Annotated in this window: 23 protein-coding genes; 11 read left to right on the top strand and 12 right to left on the bottom strand. The window is 70.6% G+C overall.

The annotated features are described in order from the left end of the window. Window positions 1-327 precede the first annotated feature (327 nt). Window positions 328-798, top strand: a complete 471-nt coding sequence (locus tag ADK54_RS06995) for a hypothetical protein (RefSeq protein ID WP_159047657.1) — start codon at window positions 328-330, stop codon at window positions 796-798. A gap of 108 nt (window positions 799-906) precedes the next feature. On the opposite strand, the gene ADK54_RS07000 is transcribed toward ADK54_RS06995, so the two are convergent. The 4 genes from ADK54_RS07000 to ADK54_RS07015 are packed head-to-tail and all read right to left on the bottom strand — an operon-like array spanning window position 907 to window position 4458. Beyond that, window positions 907-1626 (bottom strand): ABC transporter permease, encoded by a 720-nt coding sequence (locus tag ADK54_RS07000; protein WP_053724657.1) that lies wholly within the window; start codon window positions 1624-1626, stop codon window positions 907-909. Between the two features lie 27 nt (window positions 1627-1653). Then, complete coding sequence (locus ADK54_RS07005) at window positions 1654-2565, bottom strand: ABC transporter ATP-binding protein (RefSeq protein WP_053724658.1); 912 nt, start codon at window positions 2563-2565, stop codon at window positions 1654-1656. After that, window positions 2562-3449: an ABC transporter permease gene (locus ADK54_RS07010; protein WP_053724659.1), complete on the bottom strand. Its 888-nt coding sequence runs from the start codon at window positions 3447-3449 to the stop codon at window positions 2562-2564. Before ADK54_RS07010 ends, ADK54_RS07005 begins: the two co-directional genes overlap by 4 nt. Next, the gene (locus ADK54_RS07015; RefSeq protein ID WP_053724660.1) at window positions 3439-4458 is read right to left on the bottom strand and encodes an ABC transporter ATP-binding protein; all 1020 of its coding nucleotides are present in this window, start codon (window positions 4456-4458) and stop codon (window positions 3439-3441) included. Before ADK54_RS07015 ends, ADK54_RS07010 begins: the two co-directional genes overlap by 11 nt. Window positions 4459-4715: 257 nt before the next feature. On the opposite strand from ADK54_RS07015, the gene ADK54_RS07020 reads away from it, so the two are divergent. From ADK54_RS07020 to ADK54_RS07035, 4 genes are read left to right on the top strand one after another with little or no spacing between them, the layout of a single operon-like run. Next, on the top strand, window positions 4716-5564 hold the full coding sequence (locus tag ADK54_RS07020) for a M24 family metallopeptidase (protein ID WP_053724661.1): 849 nt from the start codon (window positions 4716-4718) through the stop codon (window positions 5562-5564). 11 nt (window positions 5565-5575) lie between these two features. Then, a complete protein-coding gene (locus tag ADK54_RS07025) occupies window positions 5576-7336 on the top strand; it encodes an SDR family oxidoreductase (RefSeq protein ID WP_053724750.1) in 1761 nt (586 codons plus the stop codon). Further along, window positions 7333-8265, top strand: a complete 933-nt coding sequence (locus ADK54_RS07030) for a metal-dependent hydrolase (protein WP_053724662.1) — start codon at window positions 7333-7335, stop codon at window positions 8263-8265. The genes ADK54_RS07025 and ADK54_RS07030 overlap by 4 nt, the downstream gene beginning before the upstream one ends. Before the next feature lie 5 nt (window positions 8266-8270). Continuing rightward, complete coding sequence (locus ADK54_RS07035) at window positions 8271-9230, top strand: MerR family transcriptional regulator (protein WP_053724663.1); 960 nt, start codon at window positions 8271-8273, stop codon at window positions 9228-9230. 183 nt (window positions 9231-9413) lie between these two features. Here the strand turns inward: ADK54_RS07035 and ADK54_RS07040 are convergent, their stop codons facing one another. Both ADK54_RS07040 and ADK54_RS07045 read right to left on the bottom strand, forming a co-directional pair. Further along, entirely contained in the window at window positions 9414-10778 is a 1365-nt protein-coding gene (locus tag ADK54_RS07040) for a carotenoid oxygenase family protein (protein WP_053724664.1), read from the bottom strand. A gap of 2 nt (window positions 10779-10780) precedes the next feature. Continuing rightward, complete coding sequence (locus ADK54_RS07045; RefSeq protein WP_053724665.1) at window positions 10781-11338, bottom strand: hypothetical protein; 558 nt, start codon at window positions 11336-11338, stop codon at window positions 10781-10783. A 114-nt stretch (window positions 11339-11452) separates the two neighbouring features. Between ADK54_RS07045 and ADK54_RS07050 the strand changes: the two genes are divergently transcribed. From ADK54_RS07050 to ADK54_RS07060, 3 genes are all read left to right on the top strand, one after another. Next, entirely contained in the window at window positions 11453-11968 is a 516-nt protein-coding gene (locus ADK54_RS07050) for a PadR family transcriptional regulator (protein ID WP_053724666.1), read from the top strand. Between the two features lie 79 nt (window positions 11969-12047). Next, complete coding sequence (locus ADK54_RS07055; protein ID WP_053724667.1) at window positions 12048-12638, top strand: RNA 2'-phosphotransferase; 591 nt, start codon at window positions 12048-12050, stop codon at window positions 12636-12638. Window positions 12639-12663: 25 nt separating this feature from the next. Then, window positions 12664-13125 (top strand): hypothetical protein, encoded by a 462-nt coding sequence (locus ADK54_RS07060; protein ID WP_053724751.1) that lies wholly within the window; start codon window positions 12664-12666, stop codon window positions 13123-13125. Here ADK54_RS07060 and ADK54_RS07065 read toward each other — a convergent pair. Then, window positions 13122-14021: an LLM class flavin-dependent oxidoreductase gene (locus ADK54_RS07065; RefSeq protein WP_053724668.1), complete on the bottom strand. Its 900-nt coding sequence runs from the start codon at window positions 14019-14021 to the stop codon at window positions 13122-13124. The genes ADK54_RS07060 and ADK54_RS07065 overlap by 4 nt on opposite strands. Window positions 14022-14191: 170 nt before the next feature. Here ADK54_RS07065 and ADK54_RS07070 point away from each other — a divergent pair, with 170 nt between their 5' ends. After that, complete coding sequence (locus ADK54_RS07070) at window positions 14192-15079, top strand: Cof-type HAD-IIB family hydrolase (RefSeq protein WP_053724752.1); 888 nt, start codon at window positions 14192-14194, stop codon at window positions 15077-15079. A gap of 169 nt (window positions 15080-15248) precedes the next feature. Here the strand turns inward: ADK54_RS07070 and ADK54_RS07075 are convergent, their stop codons facing one another. From ADK54_RS07075 to ADK54_RS07090, 4 genes are all read right to left on the bottom strand, one after another. Continuing rightward, entirely contained in the window at window positions 15249-17006 is a 1758-nt protein-coding gene (locus tag ADK54_RS07075; protein ID WP_078966176.1) for a GAF domain-containing sensor histidine kinase, read from the bottom strand. Window positions 17007-17025: 19 nt separating this feature from the next. Continuing rightward, entirely contained in the window at window positions 17026-20544 is a 3519-nt protein-coding gene (gene cydD / locus ADK54_RS07080; RefSeq protein WP_053724670.1) for a thiol reductant ABC exporter subunit CydD, read from the bottom strand. A gap of 93 nt (window positions 20545-20637) precedes the next feature. Beyond that, on the bottom strand, window positions 20638-21639 hold the full coding sequence (gene cydB / locus ADK54_RS07085; RefSeq protein ID WP_053724671.1) for a cytochrome d ubiquinol oxidase subunit II: 1002 nt from the start codon (window positions 21637-21639) through the stop codon (window positions 20638-20640). Window positions 21640-21657: 18 nt separating this feature from the next. Next, window positions 21658-23166: a cytochrome ubiquinol oxidase subunit I gene (locus tag ADK54_RS07090; RefSeq protein WP_053724672.1), complete on the bottom strand. Its 1509-nt coding sequence runs from the start codon at window positions 23164-23166 to the stop codon at window positions 21658-21660. A 241-nt stretch (window positions 23167-23407) separates the two neighbouring features. Between ADK54_RS07090 and ADK54_RS07095 the strand changes: the two genes are divergently transcribed. Then, window positions 23408-23788 carry a cyclophilin-like fold protein gene (locus tag ADK54_RS07095; RefSeq protein ID WP_053724673.1) on the top strand — a complete coding sequence of 127 codons (381 nt, stop codon included), beginning with the start codon at window positions 23408-23410 and terminating at the stop codon, window positions 23786-23788. Window positions 23789-23831: 43 nt separating this feature from the next. On the opposite strand, the gene hisC is transcribed toward ADK54_RS07095, so the two are convergent. After that, window positions 23832-24911 carry a histidinol-phosphate transaminase gene (hisC, locus tag ADK54_RS07100; protein WP_053724674.1) on the bottom strand — a complete coding sequence of 360 codons (1080 nt, stop codon included), beginning with the start codon at window positions 24909-24911 and terminating at the stop codon, window positions 23832-23834. A 408-nt stretch (window positions 24912-25319) separates the two neighbouring features. Between hisC and ADK54_RS07105 the strand changes: the two genes are divergently transcribed. Then, window positions 25320-26450, top strand: coding sequence for a LacI family DNA-binding transcriptional regulator (locus tag ADK54_RS07105; protein ID WP_053724675.1), 1131 nt, complete (start codon window positions 25320-25322; stop codon window positions 26448-26450). Window positions 26451-26667 lie beyond the last annotated feature (217 nt).

A 26667-nucleotide genomic window follows, 5' to 3' on the forward strand; every position in this document is an offset into this window, starting at 1 on the left:
TACCGCACCCCCATCGAGTACGAAGTACGCTCCGAGAACGACACCATCCCGGCTGCCGGTTAGCCACCGAGCCTGGAACCCAAATGGTGGGTCAGGTCACATAGCGTCGTCAAGCGGCACCGCGAAGAGCTGTCCAGCAACGGAATGATCACCCTCAGCGCCGATGACCTGCGTGGCGATGTCATGGCCAAAACGGCCACGACATCCGATGCGTCCGACGGCGACCCCGAAAGTTATCCACAGAGGCGCCCTCGCCTCCGGGTTTTCACCCGCCGAGCCGTCCTCAACATAGCCATGCTTCTTCGCGACAGCGAAGTGGCGCGGTGCGTGCGTACCTACCTCCTCGACACTGAGGAAACCCCCAGGACCGTCATCGCGAGCGATCCCCGCCACGACGGTCTGGACCTCCGGGTCACCAACCTGGAGGGCTCCATGGCCCAGATCGGGCCCGCGCTCCAGGAGCTCGGTCCGGTGCTGCGGCGGATGTCGGTGCGGCTGGAGGCGATGGACCATCGGATGGCGGCGATGGATCACCGCATGGAAGCGATGGACCGGCGGCTCGAAGTCGTGGACGGTCGCCTGGAGAGCGTGGACCGACGGCTGGCCGCTGTGGACCACCGCCTCGAATCCACGGGCCGACGAGTGGAATCCGTGGACCGCCGGCTCGACGCCACCAACCATGTGGTCGGCGCCATGAGCGTCCGGCTCACCGATCTCTCCGAGGACGTCGCCGACATCCAGCGGCGGCTCCCCCATCCCCCTCATCCGCCTCATCCGCGTCGCAAGCGCCGGAGGTAGGTGGCCGGAGGTAGGTAGCCCGAGGTATCCGACCCCCGGCCGCACAACAGGCGGTGCCCGGCGACCAGTTGATGTCGCCGGGCACCGCCCCCGTCCGGGGAACCCCCGTCACTCCTCCCCGGCCAGCTTGAGGGTGCGCAGCTTCTGGCCCGCGTACCAGGTGGCCGCCGCGGTCACGCCCACCAGGAGGACGATCGCCAGCGGCAGGCCCACGTCGGAGGAGATCATGCCGTTCTCGCCGATCCTCTGGGCCAGGGCGAGCGACCACTGCTGGACGCTCAGGGTGCGTGCACCCGGCACCAGGTTGCCGAACAGCGACTCCCAGACCAGCGCGTACACCAGGCCGAAGACCACGGCGTGCCGGGTGACGGTGCCGAGCAGCAGGAAGACCGCAGCGTACGCGATGGAGGCGACCAGGGCCGCCACCGTGTAGGCGATCGCGATCTGCTGGCCGTTGCCGTTCAGGATGAACCCGGCGATCAGCGTGGGGATCGCGGAGAACGCCATCGTCACGGCGATCGCGACGATCAGCTTGGTGAAGATGATCGTCGAGCGCTTCACCGGCTTGGCCAGCAGGTAGACGATCGAGCCGTCGTCGATCTCGGGGCCGATCGCGCCGGTGCCGGCGATGACGCCGATCAGCGGCACCATCGTGGCCAGCGCGAAGCTGCCGAGGAGGTCGGCGGTGACCTGGTCGTCGGCTCCGCTGAAGGAACGCACGGCCACCGAGATCACGATCAGCAGGGCGGGCAGGACGAAGAGAATGGCGGCCCGGCGGCGGCCGAGCAGAGCCCGGTAGGTGAGCCGGGCGACGGTCGGGTTGTACATGGGAACGTCACCGCTCCTTTCAGGCGCTCAGGCCGCTACGAGGTAGGAGAAGACGGATTCGAGGGACTCGTCGGACGGCGAGACCGTCAGCAGACGGATGCCGTTCGCCTTGGCCACCTGGGGGAGCAGCGTGGTGAACCGGCCGAAGTCGACGGCCTGGATGCGCAGCGCGCCCTCCTTGAGGTCCACCTCGATCCCGGCGGTCGAGGGGTCGGCGATCAGGGCGGCGGCCAGCGCGCGGTCGTCGCTGGAGCGGATCAGATAGCGGTGCGGGCGGTCCGTCATGAGACGGCGGATCTTGCGGAAGTCGCCGCTGGCCGCGTGCCGTCCGGCAACGATGACCTCGATGTGCGAGGCGAGCTGCTCGACCTCTTCGAGGATGTGCGAGGAGAACAGGACCGTGCGGCCCTCGGCGCCCATCCGCCGCAGCAGGTCCATCAGTTGCATGCGCTGGCGCGGGTCCATGCCGTTGAACGGCTCGTCGAGCAGCAGCACCGACGGATTGTGGACGAGGGCGGAGGCCATCTTGACGCGCTGGCGCATGCCCTTGCTATAGGTCTGGATCTTGCGGTCCTGGGCGTACTCCATCTCGACCGTGGCCAGGGCCCGGCCGGCCTCGCGGGCGCCGAGGCCGTGCAACTCGGCGTTGGCGACGACGAATTCGCGGCCCGTGAGGAAGTCGTACATGGCCTCCCGCTCGGGGACGATGCCGATCTTCTTGTAGACGGACTCGTTGCGCCAGATCTGCTCGCCGTCGAGCGTGACCGTTCCCGTGGAGGGGGCGAGGAAACCGCCCATCATGTTGATGAGGGTGGACTTTCCGGCACCGTTGGGGCCGAGCAGTCCGGTCACGCCGGGGCCGACCGTCATGGTGACGTCGTTGACCGCCACCACGTTGCCGAACCAACGTGAGGTGTGGTCGATGTCGATGGTGGTCACAGCCCGACCTTCCGGTAGCGGCGCATCAGGACGGCGTACGAGCCGTAGATCAGCGCGAGGACGACGAGCAGATAGAGCGCTCCGACTCCCGACCCCGGGCCGTTGCCGCCGGGGAAGTTGGAGCTCGCGCCGAGGAACGCGCTCTGCACGCCGTCGATGAGCGTGATGGGGGAGAACAGGCCGAGCCACTTGACCGCTCCGGGGGAGCCCTGGTTGAAGGCGATGGCCTGGACCGCGGAGACCGCTCCGTAGGAGACGGTCAGGACGGCGATCACGGCGGCCACTCCGAAGCCGCGGCGCGGCGTCAGCGCGGCGATGACCAGGCCGAGGCCCGCGAAGAGGAGCGAGAGCAGTGCCACCGAGACCAGCCCCTGGGCGAACCCCTTGGTCTGGTCCGCGAAGTCGAGTTTGGCGAGCAGGGAGCCGATGTACAGGATCACCAGGGGTGCGCCGGTGATGATGAACAGGGCCGAGGCCATGGCCGCGAACTTGGCCAGGACGTAGTCGAGGCGCTCGATCGGCCGCGAGAAGTACAGCGGCACCGTCTTGAAGCGCAGGTCGCGCGAGACGGTCTGGGGCGCCTGGGCCGCGATGAACAGGCCGATGACGGCCTGGAGGAAGATCGCGTACCGCGTGTACTGCACCGGCAGGTCGTTGGCCTTGGTGGCGACGGCGACCGCGACCATGATGGCCGCGGGCACGCACATCACCGCGAACAGCAGCATCGGAAGCACCTTGGACTTGGCGCTGCGGCCCAGGCCGTACGCGCCGCGCAGGGACTGCGAGAAGAGCGAGCGGCGGGCGTAGGCCCGGCCGAGCCGCGGCCCGTCGTAGTTGCGGTAGCCGATGTTGTGGATCTGGGTCTGGGCGCTGTCAGTTGCCATCGCGGCCGCCTCTCTTCTGCTCGGCGCCGGCCGCGGTGGCTGCCCATGCGGCGGCGCGTTCGGAGACCGGCTCCTGCGCCGGGGTCTGGAACACCTCGGCGATGTGGTGACGGCGCTGTTCCATCCGTACGAGCCCGAGGCCCAGGTGGGCCACGGTGTCGCGGACCGTGTCGTAGGTGTCCTCGCCGGTGGCCTCGATGAGGAGGATGTGGCCGGCGCCCGGCAGTCCGTCCTCGACGCCCGCGTGCAGCGTGAGCCCCGCCGCGGTGAGCGCCTTGCGCACCGCCTCCGTGCCGTCGGGGTGGGTGTCGGAGTCGGTGACCTCGACCGCGAGGGTGGTGGTGATCTGGGTGAAGTCGCTGGTGGAGCTGGAGCGGAGCAGTTGCCCGCCGTCGATGACCACCACGTGGTCGCAGGTGCGCTCCAGCTCGCCCAGGAGGTGCGAGGTGACCAGGACCGAGATGCCGAAGTCGGTGTGGATGCGGCGGATCAGGCCGAGCATCTCGTCGCGGCCGACCGGGTCGAGGCCGTTGGTCGGCTCGTCGAGCAGGACCAGCTGGGGGTCGTGGACGAGCGCCTGGGCGAGCTTGACCCGCTGCTTCATGCCGGTCGAATAGCCGCCGATGGGCCGGTAGCGCTCCTCGTAGAGCCCCACGTGGCGCAGCGTGTCGGCGGTTCGCTCGCGGGCCGCGGTGGCCGGCAGGCCCGACATGCGCGCCATGTGCACGACGAACTCGGTGGCCGAGACGTCGGGTGGCAGGCAGTCGTGCTCCGGCATGTAGCCCACCCGCTCGCGGATGGCGCTGCCGCTGGTGGCCACGTCCAGGCCGAGCACGGCGGCGGTGCCCTCCGTGGCGGGCGAGAGACCCAGCAGGATCTTGATCAACGTGGACTTGCCGGCTCCGTTGGCGCCCACCAGCCCGGTCACGCCGGGGCCGATGTCCAACGAGAGCCGGTCAAGCGCGGTCACCTTGGGGAACCGCTTGCTCAGGCTTTCGGTCGCGATCACAGTCACGTCATCGACGGTAGTGGCGCAGGCCACATGAATCGTCAGCCCAGACGGCTGGATCCATGTCCGACTCCAGAGGTACGAGCCCGTAGGGGAACCCGTACGTGAGGCTGACGGGGTCACCGGCCCGGGGCACGGAGTTGTCCACAACCGGCCCGTTGTCCACAGGCTGGTGCAGGACCCTTGACGCAGCCGCCGGGCATTGTCACATTCATCAGTGTCAAGTTACGCACGCGTAGGGCGACAGGGGTGGACGAATGCCATCGGCACTGAAGGCTGAACCCGACGCGCGGCTGCGCGGGTTCAGGGAAGTACAGAGCCTCGCGTACGAGTGCGCGGAGGCGGTGGCCGCGCAGCTCAAGCCCGGGGTGACCGAGCGGGAAGCCGCGCGGATGCAGCGGGACTGGTTGCGCGAGCGGGGCGTGCGGGACTGGTTCCACCTGCCGTTCGCCTGGTTCGGCGACCGCACGGCGTTCGTGAACTTCCACCTCCCGTTGCAGTTCTTCCCCACCAACCGGCGTCTGGAGGCGGGGATGCCCTTCATCCTCGACATGGCTCCGGTCTACAAGGGCTTCACCGCGGACATCGGCTACTCGGGCTGCCTCGGGCTCAACCCGGTGCACGACCGGCTGCTCGCCGACCTGGAGGCGCACCGCGAGCTGATCCTGCGCGAGGTGCGCGAGAAGCGGCCGCTGCGCGAGATCTACGAGGACGTGGACCGGCTCATGGTCCGCCAGGGCTATGCCAACCGGCACCGCGCCTACCCGTTCGGCGTGATCGCCCACAAGATCGACCAGGTGAAGGAGCGCCGCTGGTCGCCGAACGTCTTCGGGTTCGGCACCCAGGCGCTGAAGGGTCTGGCGAGCGATGCGGTGCACGGCCACCGCGACGGCTGGTCGCCGCTGTGGTCCCCGTACAAGTTCTCCGACCACCCGCCGCAGCCGGGGCTGTGGGCGGTCGAGCCGCACCTCGGGTTCCGGGGTACGGGCGCGAAGTTCGAGGAGATCCTGGTCGTCACCGACTCCAAGGACCCCGAGCAGAGCGCGTTCTGGCTGGACGACGACCTGCCGCATGTGCGGCGCTGGGCCGAGGAGAAGGCGGCGTGAGCGTGACGAGCGTGGACATCGAGGGAGCGCGCGAGCGCTGGGTGCGGACCGGCGGCGTGGAGCTGTGCGTCGCCGAACTGGGCGACGAATCCCAGCCGACCGTGCTCCTGGTGCACGGCTACCCGGACAGCAAGGAGGTGTGGTCCGAGGTCGCCGAGCGGCTTGCCGAGCGCTTCCACGTGGTCCTTTACGACGTCCGCGGGCACGGCCGCTCCACCGCGCCGGCCCCGCTGCGCGGCGGGTTCACGCTGGAGAAGCTGACGGACGACTTCCTGGCGGTCGCGGACGCGGTCAGCCCGGACCGGCCGGTCCATCTGGTCGGCCACGACTGGGGTTCGGTGCAGGGCTGGGAGTTCGCGACCGTCGAGCGCACCGAAGGCCGCATAGCGTCCTTCACCTCGATGTCCGGCCCGTCGCTCGATCACTTCGGGCACTGGATCAAGAGCCGGATGAGCCGCCCGACCCCGCGCAAGGTGGGTCAGCTCCTCGGCCAGGGCGCCAAGTCCTGGTACGTGTACATGCTGCACACCCCGGTCCTGCCCGAGCTGGCCTGGCGCGGCCCGCTCGGCAAGCGGTGGCCGAAGATGCTCCAGCGCCTGGAGAACGTGCCCGCAGACGGCTACCCCACGGCCTCCCTTCCGCAGGACGCGGCGCACGGCGCCTGGCTCTACCGGGACAACGTCCGCGCCCGGCTGCGCCGCCCGCGCCCCGACGCGTACGCCCACGTGCCCGTCCAGCTGATCACGCCGCTCGACGACGTGTTCCTCTCGCCGAAGCTGTACGCCGAACTGGAGCACTGGGCGCCCCAGTTGATCCGCCGCACGCTGCCCGCCAAGCACTGGATACCGCGCACCAGGCCGGACCAACTGGCCGCCTGGATCGGCGAATTCGTCCGTTCCAATGAGGACGGCATCCCGGCCAAGGACACCGTCGCGACGGGCCGGTACGCCGACCGGTTCGGGGGACAGCTGGTCCTGGTGACGGGGGCGGCGAGCGGCATCGGCCGGGCCACGGCCTTCGCGTTCGCCGAGGCCGGGGCGCGGATCGTGGCCGTGGACCGGGACGCCGAGGGGGCGACGCGGACCGCGGAGATGTCCCGGCTGATCGGCTCGCCCGAGGCCTGGGGCGAGGCCGTCGACGTCAGCGACGAGCAGGCGATGGAGAAGCTCGCCGAGAAGGTCGCCACCGAGTACGGCGTCGTCGACGTCCTGGTCAACAACGCGGGAATCGGGCTCTCGGGCTCCTTCTTCGACACCACGGCCGAGGACTGGAAGAAGGTCCTCGACGTCAATCTGTGGGGCGTCATCCACGGCTGCCGCATCTTCGGCAAGCAGATGGCCGAGCGAGGCCAGGGCGGCCACATCGTCAACACCGCGTCCGCCGCCGCCTATCAGCCCTCCCGGGCGCTGCCCGCGTACAGCACGTCGAAGGCCGCGGTGCTGATGCTCAGCGAGTGCCTGCGCGCCGAACTGGCAGGTCAGGGCATCGGCGTCTCGGCGATCTGCCCCGGCCTCGTCAACACCAACATCACCTCGACGACGCACTTCGCGGGCACCGACGCCAAGGAGGAGAAGCGCCTCCAGAAGAAGACCTCGCGCCTGTACGGGCTGCGCAACTTCCCGCCGGAGAAGGTCGCTTCGGCGATCCTGCGCGCCGTGGTGAAGAACCAGGCCGTGGTGCCGGTGACGCCCGAGGCCCGCGGCGCCCACCTCATGTCCCGCTTCGCGCCGAGGACGCTGCGCGCGATCGCCCGATTGGAGCCGCCGCTGTGAGCACGGAGCGCCGGGAAGGCACGAAGAGCGAGGAGCACTACCGAATAACCCCGCGCCGGGTCTCGTTCGACTGGGACGGGACGCCGCTGCACTGGATTCCGGACGAGCCCACCGCCACCCATGTGATCAATGTGCTGCACCTGCTGCTTCCGGCGGGCGAGCGCTGGTTCGTGAAGGTGTTCAAGGAGGCCCTGCCGCTGGTCGCCGACCCGGTGCTGCTCAAGGACGTCAAGGGGTTCATGGGCCAGGAGGCCACCCACAGCGTCCAACACGCCCATGTCCTGGACCACTTGGCGCACCAGCGGCTCGACACCACCGCCTACACCCGGCACGTCGACTTCCTCTTCGAGAAGCTCCTCGGCGAGGCGCCGCCGTTCGGGGCGCCGATTCCGACCCAGGAGTGGCTGCGCTTCCGGCTCTCGCTGATCGCCGCGATCGAGCAGTTCACGGCGGTCCTCGGCAACTGGGTGCTGCACGCCGAGGGCCTGGACCGGGCCGGCTCGGACCCGGTCATGCTCGATCTGCTGCGCTGGCACGGCGCGGAGGAGGTCGAACACCGGGCGGTGGCCTTCGACATGTACCAGCACTGCGGCGGTACGGGCCTGCCCCGCTACGCCCGCCGTGTCGAGGGCATGGCCGTCGTCGCCCCGGTGCTGCTGTGGCTGTGGGTGTGGGGCGCCTCCTATCTGATCCGGCACGACCCCGGGCTCGCGGGCCGGGCGCGCTACTCGCTGCGTGAGCACAACCGGGCCGTACGCCGCGGCCTGCTGCCCACCTGGACGGAACTGGGCTCGGCCATACCCCGCTACTTCCGCCGGTCGTACCATCCCTCGCAGGAGGGCTCCCTGCGCAAGGCCGTCGAATACCTCGCGACCTCGCCGGCGGCCCGAGCGGCGGCGGGCGCGGTGGGCCGCGCCGCCCTGGGGTAGAGGGAGTGGGCTTGTCCGGGCAGTCAGCAGTTCAGCAGGTGGTGCCGCCGACGGCACCGGCCGAGTACCGGATCGAGGACCTGGCGCACGCCAGCGGCGCCACGGTCCGCACGATCCGCGCCTACCAGGACCGGGGCCTGCTGCCCCGGCCCGAGCGGCGCGGCCGCTCCAACGTGTACGGCGACACCCACCTGGCCCGGCTGCACCAGATCGCCGACCTGCTCGACCGCGGCTACACCCTGGCCTCCATCAAGGAGCTTCTGGAGGCCTGGGACGCCGGCCGGGGGCTCGGCGGCGTGCTCGGCCTGGTCGCCGAGGTCAGCGGGCCCTGGACGGACGAGGAGGCCGCCCGCATATCGCGCGCCGACCTCGACGAGACGTTCGGCGGCAACCCCGACGACAAGGCGGTCGCCGAAGCAGTGGAGCTCGGCATCCTGGTGCGCATCCCGGACAACGACGGCGAGTTCCTCGTCCCCAGCCCCCAAGAGCTGGCGGTGGCTGCCGAGTTGCATGCCGCCGGGGTGCCGCTCGACGCCATCTCGGGGCATCTGCGCGAGCTGCGCGGGCAGGTCGAACACATCGCGGCCCGCTTCCTCGACTTCACCACGGAGCACGTCTTCGCCCGCTATCTGGGCCACCACCCCCCGACCGACACCGAGGCCGCGGAGGCAGCCGACCTGGTGCGCCGACTGCGCCCGCTGGCCCAGCAGACGGTGGACGCCGAACTGGCCCGCGCGATGCGCCTGTTCGCGACCCGCCACCTCCAGAAACACCTGGGCGCCCCGGCCGCGACGCCCGCCGCCCCGGACCTCGGCCCGGTGCCGCTCCCCGCCGCGACGGTGCGGGCCGTTCAGGACCTGGTGGGCCCCGACAACGTCACCGCGTTCATCACGGCGGCCACGGAACGCGAGGTCCAGGCGCGCACCTTGGACGCCTTGACTCCCTCAACACCGGACAGCAACTGACTGCCCAGAACCCCAAATCCCCCATACGTGAATTTACTTGACCAAAGCTCGCTTACCGGGCATCAGTTGTCCACAGTGGCGTCAAATTACCTGTGGATAACGTGACTTCACTGTGGAACAAACCCAACTCGGGCCCTCAATAAGGTGATTGCTGTCACGCCATTTCGTTCTGGCTTTGTTCCCTCACTGATCGGCGAGCCAGTTGCCGTGGAAGCCGAACGGCACGCGCTGGGGAAGACGGACCGTCGCGACCGGCGGCGCCGCGAGGTTCTCCGCGTCCAGGATGACGAGATCGCTCGCGTCCCTGGCGGCGTCGTACACATAGCTGAGCAGCCACCCCGGGCCGCCCGGCCGGTCGTCCGCCGGGGCGAACGCCGCCTCCGCCGGGACCCGCCCCGCCGCGAAGTCGTGCCGTGCCACCGCCCCCGTCCGCAGGTCGTACCGGAGCAGCGCCCCCGACACCGGCCCCGAGGACGGCGTCCGCGCCGCCGTGACGTGCCCGAACCCGGCCGCAAGACCGGCCAGCCGGTCGTCGACCCGGGGGAACTCGCAGGCCTGGTCGTCGAGCTGTTCCTCCCGGACCACGCCCGTCGCCAGGTCCAGCGTCCACTTCCACAGGGTGGCCCCGCGTGCCCCCAGCCGCTCGTACCGCACGACGTGCAGCACGATCCGCGCCCCGCGCCCGTCGCCGTCCCCCGCCTCGTCGTACGCGTTCAGCGCGTGGAAGACGTAGCAGGGGTCGACCGTCAGCCACCGCACCTCGCCGTACGGATCGTCCCTGCGCAGCACGCCGAGCCGTGCCCCGTACTCCGCGTCCCAGCGGTAGGGCAGCCCACCGCCGGGACGCATCGCGATCTCCCGGTCGAAGACGGCCGGCAGGTCCATGAACACCACGTGGGAGGCGGTGAGGTGGAAGTCGTGCATCATCGTCGCGCCCGGCACCTCCACCGGCCGGCTCACCACCAACTCGCCCTTGGCGTCGGCCCGGTGATAGGTGAGATACGGCGGCGTGGCCGTCCCGTACCCGAAGAAGTGCAGCTCTCCGGTGACCAAGCAGGTCTTGGGGTGGGCGGTCATCGACGTGGTGAGGCGGCCGCCGAAGTCGTAGGCGCCCAGCGTCTCCAGCTCGTGCCCCGGCCGGCAGTCCAGCTCGTACGGGAAGGACGACTCGACCAGGGCCAGGGTGCGGCCGGCGTGCCGGATCACGTGGGTGTTGGCGACCCCGGCGGTGAGGTCGGTGTTGCCCTGCCGGTCGTGGACCCGCGCTCCGTCGGTGAACGTCGACGTGCGCACCCAGCGGTTGCGGTAGGCGCGGGCCCTGCCGCCTTCGAGCCGGACGCCGTGGGCCATTCCGTCCCCGAAGAACCAGTGCGGGGAAGCGGCGTCCTGCGGGTTGGGCCCGTTGCGTACGTACCAGCCGGTCAGCTCGGGCGGTATGGAGCCGGTCACCGCCAACCGGTGGGTGGTCAGTTCCGCGGCGACCGGGGCGAAGTTGCCCGCGAGGTGCGGGGCGGGCGGGGTCGCCGGGGCGGTGGGCGTCGCGGTCATCGTCAGGCGCCCTTCTGGACGGCGGCGCGGCGGGCGCGCTCCGGGTACTGGGCGGTGATGACGGCCGGGATGGCGAAGCCCGCGACCTGGGCGGCTATCGAGGCGGTGCCGCCCAGCGACTCGGCGTCGATGACGGAGAGGGCGACGGCGGTCAGGGTGAAGGCGAGGGCCCAGACGGAGGTCAGCACCACGTTGATCCGGATGAACACCGGGTTGGTCCACACCTCGCGCGGCGCCTGCCGCTTGGCGATCCCGGTGGTGAAGGGCTTGCGGACGGCCAGCGTGGCCCAGGCCGTCAGGGCCAGCCAGCCGGTGGCCAGCGCGCCGCCGTACTCGCGCAGCCCGCTGTCGGGAGCGGCGAACGCGATGACGCTCAGCACGGCGAAGAAGGCGATCGTGGACTGCTCCAGGATGAGGGAGTCGGCGGACAGCCCGCGCTTGCGGTCCATCGAGAAGAGGTAGGCGGCTGCGGCGAAGGCGGCGAGCGCGCCCCACTGCCAGTGCGCGCTGCCGACAGCGGCGAAGACGATCCACGGGATGAAACCGCGCAGGTAGTTCATGGGAGTCCCCCTTTGTTCCGAGCCCTTCGGCTCAGCTCCACATTCCAACTTCGACATGTCGAATGTAGAGGTTCTCCTTTTGACGTGTCAAGACTGGAAGGTAGAGTGGGACGCATGAGCCTCCGCCATGCAGTCCTGGGCCTGCTGACCAACCGCCCGGCCAGCGGTTACGACCTGATGAAGCTGTTCGAGACCTCGCTCGCCCACGTCTGGTCAGCGACGCAGAGCCAGGTCTACGGAGAGCTGGGCAAACTCGCCGACGGCGGTCTGGTCGAGGTGTCCGCCGAGGGGCCGCGCGGGCGAAAGGAGTACGCGATCACCGAGTCCGGACGATCCGAACTGCGCCGCTGGCTCACCGAGGTCGAGCCCGTCCGCACCCGCCGCAGCGATTCCCTGCTCCGCGTCTTCTTCCTCGGCGAGCTCACCCGCGTCGAGGCGAAGGCGTACCTCCTTGGCGAGGCCGAGCGTTCGGCCCGGCAGCTCGCGGGCCTCAAGGAGGCGGAGGCGGTCATCGACTGGGGCGAGGACCCGATCTCGGTGCACGGCCGGCTCGCCATGGAGTACGGCAAGCGGCTCAACGCGATGCACGAGGAGTGGGCCCGGTGGGCGGCGGAGCGGCTGGCTCCCTGACGAAGCCCGCCGCCAGGATGAATCGGGATGCCGGGGAATTGGGATGCCGGGGCCCCGTCCGGCCCGGCACCCTGGCGGCATGACGGAAAACCCGCCGGAGCCACCGCACGAGAGCGGGCGGCCGCTCCCCGACGACAAACGCACCGTCAAGGTGTCCAAATACCTCTCGAAGCACTTGCGCCATCAGCCCGAGCGGATCGGTCTCGTCCTCGACCCGAACGGCTGGGTGGAGATCGACGTGCTGCTGCGGGCCGCCACCGCGCACCGCTTCCCCATCACCCGCGCCGAGCTCGACCACGTCGTCGCCACCAACGACAAGCGGCGCTTCGCCGTCGAGGGCGGCCGGATCCGGGCCAGCCAGGGCCACACCGTGGCCGTGGACCTCGGCCTGCCGCCCGCCGAACCGCCCGCGTCCCTCTACCACGGCACCGTGGCCCGCAATCTGGACGCGATCCGCGCCGAGGGCCTGCGCCCCATGGACCGGCAGCACGTGCACCTCTCGCCCGACCGGGAGACCGCCACCCGGGTCGGCGCCCGCCGCGGCCGGCCCGTGATCCTGAGCGTCGACGCCGGGGCCATGCACCGGGCCGGCCACGTCTTCCACGTCAGCGCCAACGGGGTCTGGCTGACGGACTCCGTACCGCCGGAGTATCTGCGGCTGCGTGGCTGAGCCGGCACTTGGCATGATCGGTCCCGTGCCCCATCCCCACCTGCCCACCACCGAGTCCGTGGTCGCCGCGATCCGCGCGATCGCCGATGAGCAGCGGCTGGAGGTCGAGGTCACCGACGACATCGGCGCCGACCGCACCTCCCGCCGCACCTCGTCCGGGGTGTTCGCGGTCGTCGATCCGGACGGTTCGCTGCCGCACGAGGCGTACGTCGAACTCGGCGGCTCGCCTTCCCTGACCGTTCGGGTCTATCCCGAGGACGACGCCCAAGTCACCGTCGACGGCGTGCAGTTCGACGACGTGCCGCGCGATGCTGTGCCCGCCTTCCTGCGCTCCGTCTACGGCGGACTCGCCCATGTCAAGGGCCGGTTCTTCCCGCCGGGATGGTGGCTGGTCGTGCCACTGCCCGGCGACGAGACGTACAAGGAACTGGTCCTCGTCGGGCTCAGCCCTTGGATGAGCGCGCGCGTCCGCAGCAAGAAGGGTTAACGGCCGAGCTGCGCGAGCCCCTCGGTCGCGATCTGCTCGAAGACCTTCGGATCGGCCGCGAACTCGGAGTCCGGAATCGGCGCGTGCAGAACGATCTCGGTGAAGCCGAGCTCGAAGTGCCGGCCCGCGAAGTCCACGAACGCGTCCAGGGATTCCAGCGGACGGCCGGGCTGCGGGGTGAAGCCGGTGAGCAGGATCTTGTCCAGCTCGTCCACGTCGCGCCCGATCTGGTCGCAGGCGGCGCCCAGCTTCTTGACCTGCTCGCGAATCGCCTCGACGGACTGCTCGGGCGTGCCGGTCTCGAACAGCTTCGGGTCGCCTGTGGTCACCCACGCCTGCCCGTGCTTCGCCGCCAGCTTCAGCCCGCGCGGGCCGGTCGCGGCCACCGCGAAGGGAATCCTGGGCCGCTGGAGGCAGCCCGGGATGGTGCGCGCCTCGACCGCCGAGTAATAGGTGCCGTCGTACGTCACCGAGTCCTCAGTAAGCAGCCGGTCGAGCAGCGGCACGAACTCGCCGAACCGGTCGGCCCGTTCACGCGGCGTCCACGCCTCCTGGCCCAGCGCGGTGGCGTCGAAGCCGTTGCCGCCCGCGCCGATCCCGAGGGTGATCCGGCCGTTCGACACGTCGTCGAGGGTGATCAGGTCCTTGGCGAGGGTCACCGGGTGCCGGAAGTTCGGCGAGGTGACCAGGGTGCCGAGCCGCAGCCGGGTGGTGGCGGCAGCGGCGGCCGTGAGCGTCGGGACCGCCCCGAACCACGGGCCGTCCCGGAACGTCCGCCAGGACAGATGGTCGTACGTGTACGCGGTGTGGAAGCCCAGCTCCTCGGCGCGCAGCCACTCGTCGCGACCGCCGTCGTGCCAGCGGCGTACCGGAAGAATCACAGTGCTCAGACGCATACCCCGACCCTACGTCGGATAAGTGCGCCCCCGCAGACACCCATGTCCGCCAAGGGGCACCGCGCGCCGTCCTGCCCGGAACTGCACCGGTGTCGCGAACCCCCTCATGCCCCCCGGCGCACCGGTCCGCGCTCTCAGATGTGCGCCCTCTCGCACGCCCGTGCACCTGTATACGGGACAATGGCCCGGTGACCTCTGCTACGGATCCCGCCCCGGCCACCCGTCCCGTACCGACCGCACCACGGCTCATCGCGACCGACCTGGACGGCACCCTGCTGCGGGACGACAAGACCGTGTCGGACCGTACGATCGCCGCCCTGGCCGCCGCCGAGGAGGCGGGCATCGAGGTCTTCTTCGTCACCGGCCGCCCGGCCCGCTGGATGGACGTCGTCAGCGCCCATGTGCACGGGCACGGCCTGGCCATCTGCGGCAACGGCGCGGCCGTCGTCGACCTGCACGGCGACAGCGACGGCCACCGCTTCGTGAAGGTGCGGCCGCTGGAGCGGGCCGCCGCCCTCGACGTCGTCACCCTGCTGCGGGCGGCCGTGCCCGGCACGTCGTTCGCGGTCGAGCGCACCGGTGGCTTCCACCACGAACTCGCCTATCCGCCCATGCACCTGGACCCGGCGGCGAGCATCGCGCCCGCCGAGAAACTGCTGGCCGAGGACGCCGACACGGCACACCAGCCGGTGCTCAAGGTGCTCGCGTTCCACCCCGAGCTGGCCCCGGACGACTTCCTCGCGCTGGCCCGCACGGCGGTCGGGGCGCGCGCCGAGATCACCCGGTCCAGCCCGACCGCGCTCCTGGAAATCAGCGGCGCGGGCGTCTCGAAGGCCTCCACGCTGGCCCTTTGCTGCGCCGAGCGCGGCATCTCGCCCGCCGAGGTGGTGGCCTTCGGCGACATGCCGAACGACATGGAAATGCTGAGCTGGGCCGGCACGTCGTACGCGATGGGCAACGCCCACCCCGATGTCCTGGCCGCCGCCTCCGGCCGCACCGTCGCCAACAACGAGGACGGCGTGGCGGTCGTGATCGAGCAGATCCTCAAGGCGCTCTGAGAGGCGTCTCCGGTGCTGCTGGTGGCCTGCGGCGTGCTTCACGGGATCAACCGGTGGTCGCCGCGGGCCTGTGGTCGCTAGGGCCGGTGGTCGCGCGGCAGGGAGTGTTTCACGTGAAACGCGCTTCCCTGCACCGGCCCTGGCCCGCCCGACCGCGTACCACGGCTGATCAGAGCGGCGCCTCCCACAGGACGGTCGTGCCGCCCCCGGCGTCCCCGAGCCCGGGGCCGTACGAGCTCGATCCGCCCAGCGCCTCCGCACGCCGCTGAAGGTTGCGCAGTCCGCTGCGGCGGCCGCCCGGGGGGATCCCGACGCCGTTGTCCGCGACGGTCAGGCGCACGCCCGCGCTGCCGTCCGGCAGTTGTGCCGTGGCGTCCACGACGACTTCGATCCGGGACGCCTCGGCGTGCCGGAAGGCGTTCGAGAGCGCCTCGCGCAGCGCCGCGATCAGGTTCTTGCCGGTCAGCTCGCCGACCAGGGTGTCGACCGCGCCGAGGAAACGGTGGGCCGGCTTGAAGCCGAGCGGTACGGCGGCCATGTTGATCTCGCGCAGGACGCGGGTGCGCAGCCCCGAGGGCGCCTCGGCCGGGCCCTGCTGGAGCGCGAAGATCGCGGTGCGGATCTCCTGGATGGTGACGTCGAGTTCGTCGACCGCCTTGCCGATGCCGCCCTGCACTTCGGGCACGACAGACTTGCGCTGGGCGCCCTCCAGCATCATCCCGGTGGCGAAGAGGCGCTGGATGACCAGGTCGTGCAGGTCGCGGGCGATCCGGTCGCGGTCCTCGTACACCGCGAGCCGCTCCCGGTCCCGCTGAGCCTCGGCCATCATCAGGGCGAGCGCGGCCTGCGAGGCGAACTGGCTGGCCAGCGTCCGCTCCGCCTCGGTGAACGGGCGTCCGCCGCGCAGCCGGGGCGTGGCGAGAGCGCCGAGGACCCGGCCGCCGCTCTGCAACGGCAGCAGCATGCTCGGCCCGTACCGCTCCGACAGCTTGGTGATCATGCGGAAGTCGGTGGCGGCGTCCTCCACGAAGACAGCCTCGCCCTCAAGCAGGGTCGAGACGACCGGGCTCTCCGGTGGGATCACCACGCCGAGCGAGATGCGCGGGTTGTCGGCGGAGACCGCGACGATCTCCAGGCCGCCCTCCTCCGCGGGCAGCAGCACTATTCCGGCGTCGGAGACGGCGAGATGGCGGGCCTGTTCGGCGACGACCTCCAGGGCGTCGTCCGCGTCGCCGCCGGACAGGAGAGCCGTGGTGACGGCGACCGAGCCGTCGATCCACCGCTCGCGCTGGCGCGCCGCCTCGTAGAGCCGCGCGTTGCCGATGGCGATCCCGGCCTCGGTGGCGAGCACCCGCACCATGTGCAGGTCGTAGTCGTTGAACTCGCCCCCGTTGTGCTTCTCCGTCAGATAGAGATTGCCGAAGATCTGGCCCTGGACGCGGATGGGGACGCCGAGGAAGGTCCGCATCGGGGGGTGGTTCGGGGGGAGCCCGGCCGAACGCGGATCGGCCGAGATCTCCGCGAGCCGCAGCGGCTCGGGGTGGTGGATCAGCCAGCCGAGCAGCCCGCGGTGGCCGTCGGGCCGGTGCCCGATCGCCCGGGCCTCCTCGTCGCTGACCCCGTACGTCACGAAGTCGGAGAGCCCCCGGCCCTCTTCGTTGACGACCCCGATCGCCGCGTACCGGGCGTCGGCGAGCTCGGCCGCCGTCTCGCAGATCCGGTCCAGCGTGGAGTGCAGCTCAAGGCCCGTCCCCACCGAGCGCATCGCCTCAAGCAGCTGCGGCACCCGCGCGGTGAGCTCGGTGGACAGGCCCTGCAGGCTGCGGGTGGCCCGGGTCGCCGCTTCGAGCGGATCCTGGTCCTGGCGGTCGAGATCCGTGACGTCCTGCTGGCCCGTCGGTCTCTTCGGCACTGGCGGCACTGGCATGCCTTGAGACTAGTTAGTCCTATTTGGCGAGGAAAGTCGGGTACTGCGTGGCCTCGGTCTCGCGCTCCCTCTCCAGCATGCGCCGCAGGGGTCCCTCGACCAGCGCCAGATCTTCGTAGGCGCCGCGCTGCACGGTGCGCCCCTCGTCGAGCACGACCACTTCGTCGATGGCTTCCAGCCCCCGCAGCCGGTGCGTGATCAGCACGGTCGTACGGCCTTCGGTGGCATCGAGCAGGTCCTCGGTGAGCGCGTCGGCGGTCGCCAGGTCCAGGTGCTCGGCCGGTTCGTCCAGGACGAGGACGGGGAAGTCGGCGAGCAGGGCCCGGGCCAGCGCGAGCCGCTGGCGCTGGCCGCCGGACAGCCGGGCGCCGTGCTCACCGACGAGGGTGTCGAGGCCGTCGGGCAGAGCGTCGACCCAGTCCAGGAGCCGGGCCCGCGCCAGGGCGGCCCGCAGTTCGTCGTCGGTGGCGTCGGTGCGGGCGAGCCGCAGGTTCTCCCGCACGGAGCTGTCGAAGAGGTGCGCGTCCTGGGCGCACAGCCCGACGAGCCTGCGCACGTCGTCGCCGCCGTGCCGGGTCGCGTCGCTCCCCGCGATCTCGTACGCGCCCTCCTGGGCGTCCAGGAAGCGGAGCAGCACCTGGGCGAGGGTGGTCTTGCCGGATCCGGAGGTGCCGACCACGGCGACCCGCATGCCCTGGGTGAGGCGCAGCCCGAAGTCGTGCAGCGCGTCCCGCTCCTGCCCGGCGTACCGAGCGCTGAGCCCGCGCAGCTCCAGCGGGAACGGCGAGGCGGGCGCGGCGACGGGTACATCCGGCTCCTGTACGGGGGCGGGTGCGTCGAGCACCTCGTAGACGCGCTCGGCGCTGTGCCGGACCCGCTGGCGGGACTGCACGGCGAGCGGCAGGCCGGTCACGGCCTCGAAGGCGGCGAGCGGCACCAGCACGACCACCGCGAGCTCGACCCCGTCGAGGCGACCGGCCACGACCGCCTGCACGCCGACCAGCGCGGCGGCGGCCACGGTGAGTCCGCAGGTCAGAGTGGAGAGACCGGCTCCGAGCGCGGTGGCGGCCGCGCCCCGCGAGGCGATGCGGGTCAGTACCGAGTCGGCGTCCTTCACGTCACGGGTGCGGCGGCCGAGGGCCCCCGCCACGGTGAGTTCGCCGGTTCCGGTGAGCAGATCGGCCACCCGGGTGGCGAGCATCCCGCGGGCCGGGGCGAGCCGGCGCTCGGCCCGCCGTGCCAGGGCGCCGCTGACGAACGGGACCACGACCCCGGCGACGAGGAGTCCGGCGGCGAGCACGGCACCGGCCTCGGGCAGCAGCCAGGCGGTGAACCCGGCGCTCAGCACGGACACCACGACGGCGACGCCGGCGGGGAGGGCCCAGCGCAGCCAGTAGTCCTGGAGTTCGTCCACATCGGCGACCAGGCGGGACAGCAGGTCGCCGCGCCGGGTCTCACGCAGCCCGGCGGGCGCGATCCGCTCCAACTGCCGGTACACCGCGACCCGCAGTTCGGCGAGCATCCGCAGCACGGCGTCGTGCGAAACGAGGCGCTCGGCGTAGCGGAACACGGCGCGGCCGATCCCGAAGGCGCGGGTCGCGGTGACGGCCACCATCAGGTAGAGCACCGGCGGCTGCTGCGAGGCCCGCGAGATGAGCCAGCCGGAGGTGGCCATGAGGCCCACGGCCGAGCCGAGCGCCAGCGCGCCGAGGAGCAGCGCGAGCGCGATGCGGCCGCGCAGCCCGCGGGACGCGGCACGGACCCGGGCGAGCGGGTTCCGGGCGGCGACGGGGCCGCCTGTCGTGACGGCCTCTGTGGTGACGGCCTCAACAGGCGCCGCTGTCTTGCCAGTTGGGGTCGCGGCAGACGCTCCCGGCACCTGGAGCGAGGGCTGCGCTTTCGCGGGCCGCAGCTCCACCACCCGGTCCGCGACCGCGAGCAGCGCCGGACGGTGCACGACGAGCAGGACCGTACGGCCGACCGCCAGCCTGCGCACCGCGTCCACGATGCCGGCCTCGGTCTCGCCGTCGAGAGCGGCCGTCGGCTCGTCGAGCAGCAGCACCGGCCGGTCGGCGAGGAAGGCACGGGCCAGCGCGAGGCGTTGGCGCTGGCCGGCCGAGAGGCCCGCGCCGCCCTCGCCCAGGACCGTGGCCACGCCGTCCGGCAGCGCGGCCACGAAGTCGTACGCGCCCGCGTCGCGCAGGGCCTTCAGCACGGCCGCGTCGTCCGCGGCCGGCCGGGCGAGGCGGACGTTCTCGGCGATCGTCCCGGCGAAGAGGTGCGGCCGCTGCGGCACCCAGGCGATCCGCTCGCGCCAGTCGGCCAAAGACAGCGTGGCGAGATCGGCGCCACAGACCAGGACCCGGCCGCCTTCCTGCGGGGCCACGAAGCCGAGCACCGCGTTGAGAAGCGTGGACTTCCCGACGCCGCTCGGCCCGGTCAGCGCCACCGTCTCGCCCAGCTCCACCACCAGGGAGGCGGCCGCCAAGGACGGTTCCGTGCGCCCGGGGTGACGCACCGTCACGCCGTCGAGCTCGATGCGGACCGGGCCGGCGGGCACGTTGTCCTGGCCGCCCTCGGGCAGCGGAGTCTCCAGGACCTCGAAGATCTCCTCCGCGGCCGAGAGCCCCTCCGCCGCCGCGTGGTACTGGGCGCCGACCTGGCGCAGCGGCAGATAGGCCTCGGGAGCCAGGACCAGGACGACCAGGCCGGTGTAGAGATCGAGGTCGCCGTGGACCAGGCGCATGCCGATGCCGACCGCGACCAGCGCCACCGAGATCGTCGCGAGCAGTTCGAGCGCGAAGGACGAGATGAAGGCGATCCGCAGGGTCTTCAGCGTCGCCCTGCGGTAGTCCGAGGTGATCGCCCTGATCGACTCGGCCTGTGCCTTGGCCCGCCCGAACACCTTCAGCGTCGGCAGTCCCGCGACCACGTCGAGGAAGTGCCCCGAAAGCCGGGACAGCAGCCGCCACTGACGGTCCATCTGCGACTGGGTGGCCCAGCCGATGAGCACCATGAACAGCGGGATGAGCGGCAGGGTGACGACGATGGTCGCCGCCGACACCCAGTCCTCGGTGACGATCCGCGCGAGCACCGCCACCGGCACCACGACGGCGAGGCCGAGTTGTGGCAGGTAACGCGCGAAGTAGTCGTCGAGCGCGTCGACCCCGCGGGTGGCGAGGGCGACCAGCGACCCGGTGCGCTGACCGCCCAGCCACTCGGGGCCGAGCCCGGCCGCCCGGTCCAGGAGCCGGCCCCGCAGCTCCGACTTGACCGCCGCGCTCGCCCTGTTGGCGGCGAGCTCGGTGAGCCAGGAGACCAGACCCCGCCCGACCGCGACCGCGGCGAGAAACAGCAGCGGTGTCCGCAGCCCGGCCGCGTCGTGGCCGTGCTGGAACGCCCCCACGACGACATCGGCGATGAGCATCGCCTGGGCGACGATGAGCCCCGCCCCAACCAGACCGAGGGCCACCACCGCGGCCAGGAAGAAGCGGGTGGCACGGGCGTACCGGAGCAGACGCGGGTCGATCGGTTTCACGTGAAACATCCCCCAACCGGAAGGATCAGAGCGGGGCCGGAGGGGTGTGTTTCACGTGAAACACCCCCCCGTTGAACCATGAGGACCTCGGGATCAGTGCGCGTCGGCGATGTTCTTCGTGCCGATCCGCTTGCGGAACACCCAGTAGGTCCAGCCCTGGTAGAGCAGCACGATCGGGGTCGCGACCCCCGCGCACCAGGTCATGATCTTCAGCGTGTACGGGCTGGACGAGGCGTTGGAGACCGTGAGGTTCCAGGCGTCGTTCAGCGAGGACGGCATGACGTTCGGGAAGAGCGTCAGGAAGAGCATCGCCACCGCGGCCGCGATCGTGATGCCCGACAGCGCGAACGACCAGCCCTCGCGACCGATCTTGATGGCCGCGATCGCCCCGACCAGCGCGAGTACCGCGACGGCCATCGCGACCAGGCTCTTCGTGTCACCACGCGAAACCTGGGTCCAGATCAGGAAGCCGAGCGCGAGCACGGCCGTCGCCAGACCCAGCTTGAGCGCCAGCGCCCGGGCCCGCTCGCGGATGTCGCCGAGCGTCTTGAGCGAGGCGAACACCGCGCCGTGGAAGGTGAAGAGGAAGAGCGTGACCAGGCCACCCAGGATCGCGTACGGGTTGAGCAGGTCCCAGAAGGTGCCCACGTACTCCATGTGCGCGTCGATCTTCACGCCGTGCACGATGTTGGCGAAGGCCACGCCCCAGAGGAACGCCGGGATGAGCGAGGTCCAGAAGATGGCCTGCTCCCAGTTGCGCTGCCACTTCTCCTCGGGCCGCTTCGCCCGGTACTCGAAGGCGACACCGCGCACGATGAGGCAGACCAGGATGATCAGCAGCGGCAGGTAGAAGCCGGAGAAGAGCGTCGCGTACCACTCGGGGAAGGCGGCGAACGTCGCGCCGCCGGCCGTGAGCAGCCATACCTCGTTGCCGTCCCAGACGGGCCCGATGGTGTTGATCAGGACGCGCTTCTCGGTGCGGTTCCTGGCCAGCAGCTTCGTCAGGATGCCGATCCCGAAGTCGAATCCCTCCAGGAAGAAGTAGCCGGTCCACAGGACGGCGATGAGCACGAACCAGACGTCGTGGAGTTGCATGCCTCGATCTCCTCAGCCTCAGTACGAGAAGGCCATCGGCCGGTCGGGGTCACGGTCGTCCCCGCCGATCTTGGTGGGCGGGTTGAGGTCGGCCTCGGTGAGCTCGGGCGGCCCGGCCTTGACGTACTTGACCAGCAGCTTGACCTCGACCACCGCGAGCACGGCGTACAGCAGCGTGAAGACGATCATCGAGGTGAGGACCTCGCCCTGCGAGACGCTGGGGGAGACCGCGTCCTTGGTGCGCAGCACGCCGTACACGACCCAGGGCTGGCGGCCCATCTCGGTGAAGATCCAGCCCCACGAGTTGGCGATCAGCGGGAAGCCGAGCGTCCAGACGGCGGCGAACCAGTACCACTTGGTCAGTCGGCTGCCGAGCGCCCTGCTCTTGAAGAGCACCAGGTTCGGCACCTCGTCCTCACCGGTCCGCATCGCCGGCGCCAGCATGAACTTCTTGCGGGTGAGCCAGAGTCCGACCAGGCCGATGGCGAAGGACGTCATGCCGAAGCCGATCATCCAGCGGAAGCCCCAGAAGGTGACCGGGATGTTGGGCCGGTAGTCGCCGGGGCCGAACTTCTGCTGCTCCGACTTGTTCACGTCGTTGATGCCGGGGACGTACGAGGAGAAGTTGCTGTCGGCGAGGAAGGACAGTATTCCGGGCACCGAGATCTCGACGTCGTTGTGGCCCTTGGCCACGTCGCCGACGGCGAAGATCGAGAAGGGTGCGGAGTTCTGGCCGTCCCACAGGGCCTCGGCGGCGGCCATCTTCATCGGCTGCTGCTTGAACATGACCTTGCCGAGCGAGTCTCCGCTGACGGCCGTGAGCAGCCCTCCTATCACCAGCGTGACCAGGCCGAGCCGCAGCGAGGTGCGCATCACCGGGATGTGCTTCTTGCGGCGCAGGTGGATGGCGGCGACGCCGACCATGAACGCGCCACCGGTGAGGAAGGCCGCGGTCAGCGTGTGGAAGACGACGACGAGGGTGGTGTCCTGGGTCAGGACGTGCCAGAAGTCGGTGAGCTCCGCGCGCCCGGTGGCCTTGTTGAGCTTGTAGCCGACCGGGTGCTGCATCCAGGAGTTGGCCGCCAGGATGAAGTAGGCGGACAGGATGGTGCCGATGGAGACCATCCAGATGCAGGCGCAGTGGATCTTCTTCGGCAGCTTGTCCCAGCCGAAGATCCACAGCCCGATGAAGGTCGACTCGAAGAAGAAGGCGATGAGCGCCTCGAAGGCCAGTGGGGCGCCGAAGACGTCGCCGACGAACCGCGAGTAGTCGGACCAGTTCATGCCGAACTGGAATTCCTGGACGATGCCCGTGACCACACCCATCGCGATGTTGATCAGGAAGAGCTTGCCCCAGAACTTCGTCGCCTTGAGGTACTTGTCCTTGCCCGTTCGCACCCAGGCGGTCTCCAGGCCCGCGACAAGCGCCGCGAGCGAGATCGTCAGGGGGACGAAAAGGAAGTGGTAGACGGTGGTGATACCGAACTGCCATCGCGCCAGGGTTTCCGGCGCCAGAGCCAGGTCCACGTCGGCACTCTCCTTACATCGCCGTGGTCATAGCCGCAGCTTGCCCCTTTAATCCCACCGATCTCGGGACGAAGCGGGACACGCTTGTGAACGCGTTCACATTCACAAGCATTATGTCGCACTGACTGTCGACGTCCCTCAGGGGGGTCCCCTTAAAGCGGGGGCGGTAGCCGGCGGGCAGGGTCCCGGGGCCTGGACACCCCCTTCCCAAGACTTTCAACATATTGTTGAATTCGGCGCCATGGAGAACCAGCTGCGCATTCGCATCTCATGGCCCGCGGGCAGCCTCACCGCGACGCTCGAAGAAACCCCCACGAGCAAGGCGCTCGCGGGGGCACTCCCGATCGCCTCCACCGCCCACACCTGGGGCGAGGAGGTCTACTTCGACACCCCCCTCTCCCCCGCCCGGGAGCCGGACGCCCGCCAGGTGGTGGAGCCGGGGACGGTGGCGTTCTGGACCGACGGCGACGCGCTCGCGCTGCCGTACGGCCCCACGCCGATCTCGCGCGGCGACGAATGCCGGCTGGCGAGCCCCTGCAATGTCCTCGGCCTGATCGACGGCGACCCCCGGCAGCTCGCCACGGTCCGCTCCGGCGACCCGATCCGGGTCGACGCCATCTGAGACGTCCGCCCGGGACGTCGGAGCGCCCGCCTTCCCAGCCGCCTCAGGCCTGCTTGCGGAAGCCCTCCGCGACCTTGAGGAACAGGTCGTTGGCCTCGCTCTCGCCGATCGTGACGCGCACGCCCTCGCCCGCGAACGGCCGGACCACGACGCCCGCCGCCTCGCACGCCGCGGCGAAGTCGACCGTGCGCTCCCCGAGGCGCAGCCAGACGAAGTTCGCCTGCGTCTCGGGCACCGTCCAACCCTGCTGCACCAGGCCCTCGTACACGCGCTCCCGCTCGCAGACCAACGAGCCGACGCGGCCCATCAGTTCGTCCTCGGCACGCAGCGAGGCGACCGCCGCGTCCTGGGCCAGCTGGCTGACGCCGAAGGGCACGGCCGTCTTGCGCAGCGCCGCCGCGACCGGCTCGTGGGCCACCGCGAAGCCGACCCGCAGCCCGGCGAGCCCGTACGCCTTGGAGAAGGTGCGCAGCACCGCCACGTTCGGCCGGTCGCGGTAGATCTCGATGCCGTCCGGCACCTCGACGTCGCGGATGAACTCCCGGTACGCCTCGTCGAGCACCACCAGGACGTCGGAGGGCACTCGGTCCAAGAACCGCTCCAGCTCGGCCCGGCGCACCACGGTGCCGGTCGGGTTGTTCGGGTTGCAGACGAAGATCAGCCGGGTCCGGTCGGTGATCGCCTCGGCCATCGCGTCGAGGTCGTGCACGTCGCCGGAGGTCAGCGGCACCCGGACGGACGTCGCTCCACTGATCTGGGTGATGATCGGGTACGCCTCGAAGGAGCGCCACGCGTACATGACCTCGTCACCGGGGCCGGAGGTGGACTGGATCAGCGACTGGGCCACGCCCACCGAGCCCGTGCCGGTGGCCAGGTGCGTGACGGGAACCCCGAAACGCTCGGCCAGCTCGTTCATCAATCCGGTGCACGCCATGTCCGGGTAGCGGTTGAAGTTCCCCGCGGCCGCGACCGCGCTCTCCATCACGCCGGGCAGCGGCGGGTACGGGTTCTCGTTCGAGGAGAGCTTGTAGGCGACCGGGCCGTCGGACGCCGCGGGCTTGCCGGGCTTGTAGGTGGGGATGCCGTCCAGCTCGGCGCGCAGCTTGGGGCTCGTCTCGCTCACCGCAGGTCCTCCTCGACCGTTCCGTGCAGGTGCCGTTCCCGCCGCGGCGGGCAGCCCCGTACACATCCAATACTCCTCACCTTATGAGGATTCGGCTCGCCTGCGAATAGTGGACGGGGACCGATTCCCGGCGGGCGTACGGGAAGGGGGGAGCGCTCCTGTTCTGTCCGCGCGCCGGTGGCTCGCGCCGTGGCGCGCATCACCCGTGAAGGTGAGTTGAGACCTCTTCGAAACATCGGACAGTTGTCAGCCGCCCACGGGTCGACAAGCGCCACCACAACGCCAGATCGCCCAACTTCCTTGCATAGAAAGGCCATTGATAGCTAACGATCATGCAGAAACGTGCCTGTCAACGCGTGCATATGCACCCGGGCCAACCGCCCGTCATCGCCCTACTATCGGCTCGCCATGACAGCAGCAGGGAAGCACCAGGTGAGCCGGTCGACCGGTCGCCGGCTGGGGCGGGCGGGCATTCGGGACGTGGCCGCCGCCGCCGGTGTCTCCATCACGACCGTCTCCGACGCGCTCAACGGCAAGGGCCGGCTCCCCGACGCCACCCGCCGCCACGTCCGCGAGGTCGCAGACCGGCTGGGCTACCGCCCATCCGCAGCGGCCCGCACGCTCCGTACCGGAAAGTCGGGCCTCATCGGCCTGACCGTGACGACCTACGGGGATGAACCTTTCACCTTCACCGAATTCGCGTACTTCGCCGAGATGGCCAGAGCCGCGACATCGGCCGCGCTGGCCCGCGGCTACGCACTCGTCATCCTGCCCGCCACCTCACGCCGCAGCCCGGCGGACGTCTGGTCGAACGTCGCCCTCGACGGCACCGTCGTCATCGACCCCTCCGACCAGGACCCCGTCGTCACCGAACTCGTACGCCAGGGCCTTCCGGTCGTCTCCGACGGCCGCCCGGCGGGCTCGCTGCCCGTCACGGCCTGGGTGGACAACGACCACGAGGCCGCCGTACTCAACCTGCTCGACCATCTCGCCGCCGCCGGCGCCCGCCGGATCGGCCTGCTCACCGGAACCACCACCGACACCTACACCCGGCTGTCCACCGAGGCCTATCTGAGCTGGTGCGCACGCGTCGGCCAGGACCCGGTGTACGAGTCCTACCCGGCCCACGACCCCTGTGCGGGCGCCGTCGCGGCCGACCGGCTGCTCGCCCGCCCGGACCGGCCCGATGCCGTGTACGGACTCTTCGACCCCAACGGCACCGACCTGCTCGCGGCCGCGCGGCGCTACGGACTGCGGGTACCCGAGGACCTGCTCCTCGTGTGCTGCAGCGAGTCCACCGTGTACGCCACCACCGAACCGCCCATCACCACCCTCTCGCTCAAACCGCGGCGCATCGGCACGGCCGTCGTCCAGCTGCTCATCGACGCGATCGAAGGGATCGACAACGGTCACCCGATCGAGCAGGTAATACCGACCGAACTGATCGTGCGGACGTCGTCCCAGCGGCGCCCGCCGCGCACCACGGTCAGCCCGCCCCGCTCGCCGGCCAAGGACCAGACCGGCCCCAACAAGGAGTGAACTCCCGGCCGGGCGAGGACCCCCGGCCGGCTCACGTCGGACTCAAGATCGTCCGAAGGGCAGGAACCGGCCCGGACCGGATCACCACATTGAGGACATAACCACCCGCGAACGCCGCTCGCACCCGGATTGACCACCCCTGGTGCGTCACACAGCATGAGGCGCATTCCTATGATGGGCGCACGACACCACGGATCCCCGCCCGACCTGGCGGCTC

It is taken from the genome of Streptomyces sp. WM6378 (genome assembly GCF_001279695.1).
Classification (GTDB): domain Bacteria; phylum Actinomycetota; class Actinomycetes; order Streptomycetales; family Streptomycetaceae; genus Streptomyces.

Coding starts and splice junctions, on each gene's coding strand:
- ADK54_RS07000 (WP_053724657.1), bottom strand. CDS start 1,626: ATGTACAACCCGACCGTCGCCCGGCTCACCTACCGGGCTCTGCTCGGC.
- ADK54_RS07010 (WP_053724659.1), bottom strand. CDS start 3,449: ATGGCAACTGACAGCGCCCAGACCCAGATCCACAACATCGGCTACCGC.
- ADK54_RS07020 (WP_053724661.1), top strand. CDS start 4,716: ATGCCATCGGCACTGAAGGCTGAACCCGACGCGCGGCTGCGCGGGTTC.
- ADK54_RS07040 (WP_053724664.1), bottom strand. CDS start 10,778: ATGACCGCGACGCCCACCGCCCCGGCGACCCCGCCCGCCCCGCACCTC.
- ADK54_RS07045 (WP_053724665.1), bottom strand. CDS start 11,338: ATGAACTACCTGCGCGGTTTCATCCCGTGGATCGTCTTCGCCGCTGTC.
- ADK54_RS07050 (WP_053724666.1), top strand. CDS start 11,453: ATGAGCCTCCGCCATGCAGTCCTGGGCCTGCTGACCAACCGCCCGGCC.
- ADK54_RS07055 (WP_053724667.1), top strand. CDS start 12,048: ATGACGGAAAACCCGCCGGAGCCACCGCACGAGAGCGGGCGGCCGCTC.
- ADK54_RS07065 (WP_053724668.1), bottom strand. CDS start 14,021: ATGCGTCTGAGCACTGTGATTCTTCCGGTACGCCGCTGGCACGACGGC.
- ADK54_RS07075 (WP_078966176.1), bottom strand. CDS start 17,006: ATGCCAGTGCCGCCAGTGCCGAAGAGACCGACGGGCCAGCAGGACGTC.
- cydB (WP_053724671.1), bottom strand. CDS start 21,639: ATGCAACTCCACGACGTCTGGTTCGTGCTCATCGCCGTCCTGTGGACC.
- ADK54_RS07095 (WP_053724673.1), top strand. CDS start 23,408: ATGGAGAACCAGCTGCGCATTCGCATCTCATGGCCCGCGGGCAGCCTC.
- ADK54_RS07105 (WP_053724675.1), top strand. CDS start 25,320: ATGACAGCAGCAGGGAAGCACCAGGTGAGCCGGTCGACCGGTCGCCGG.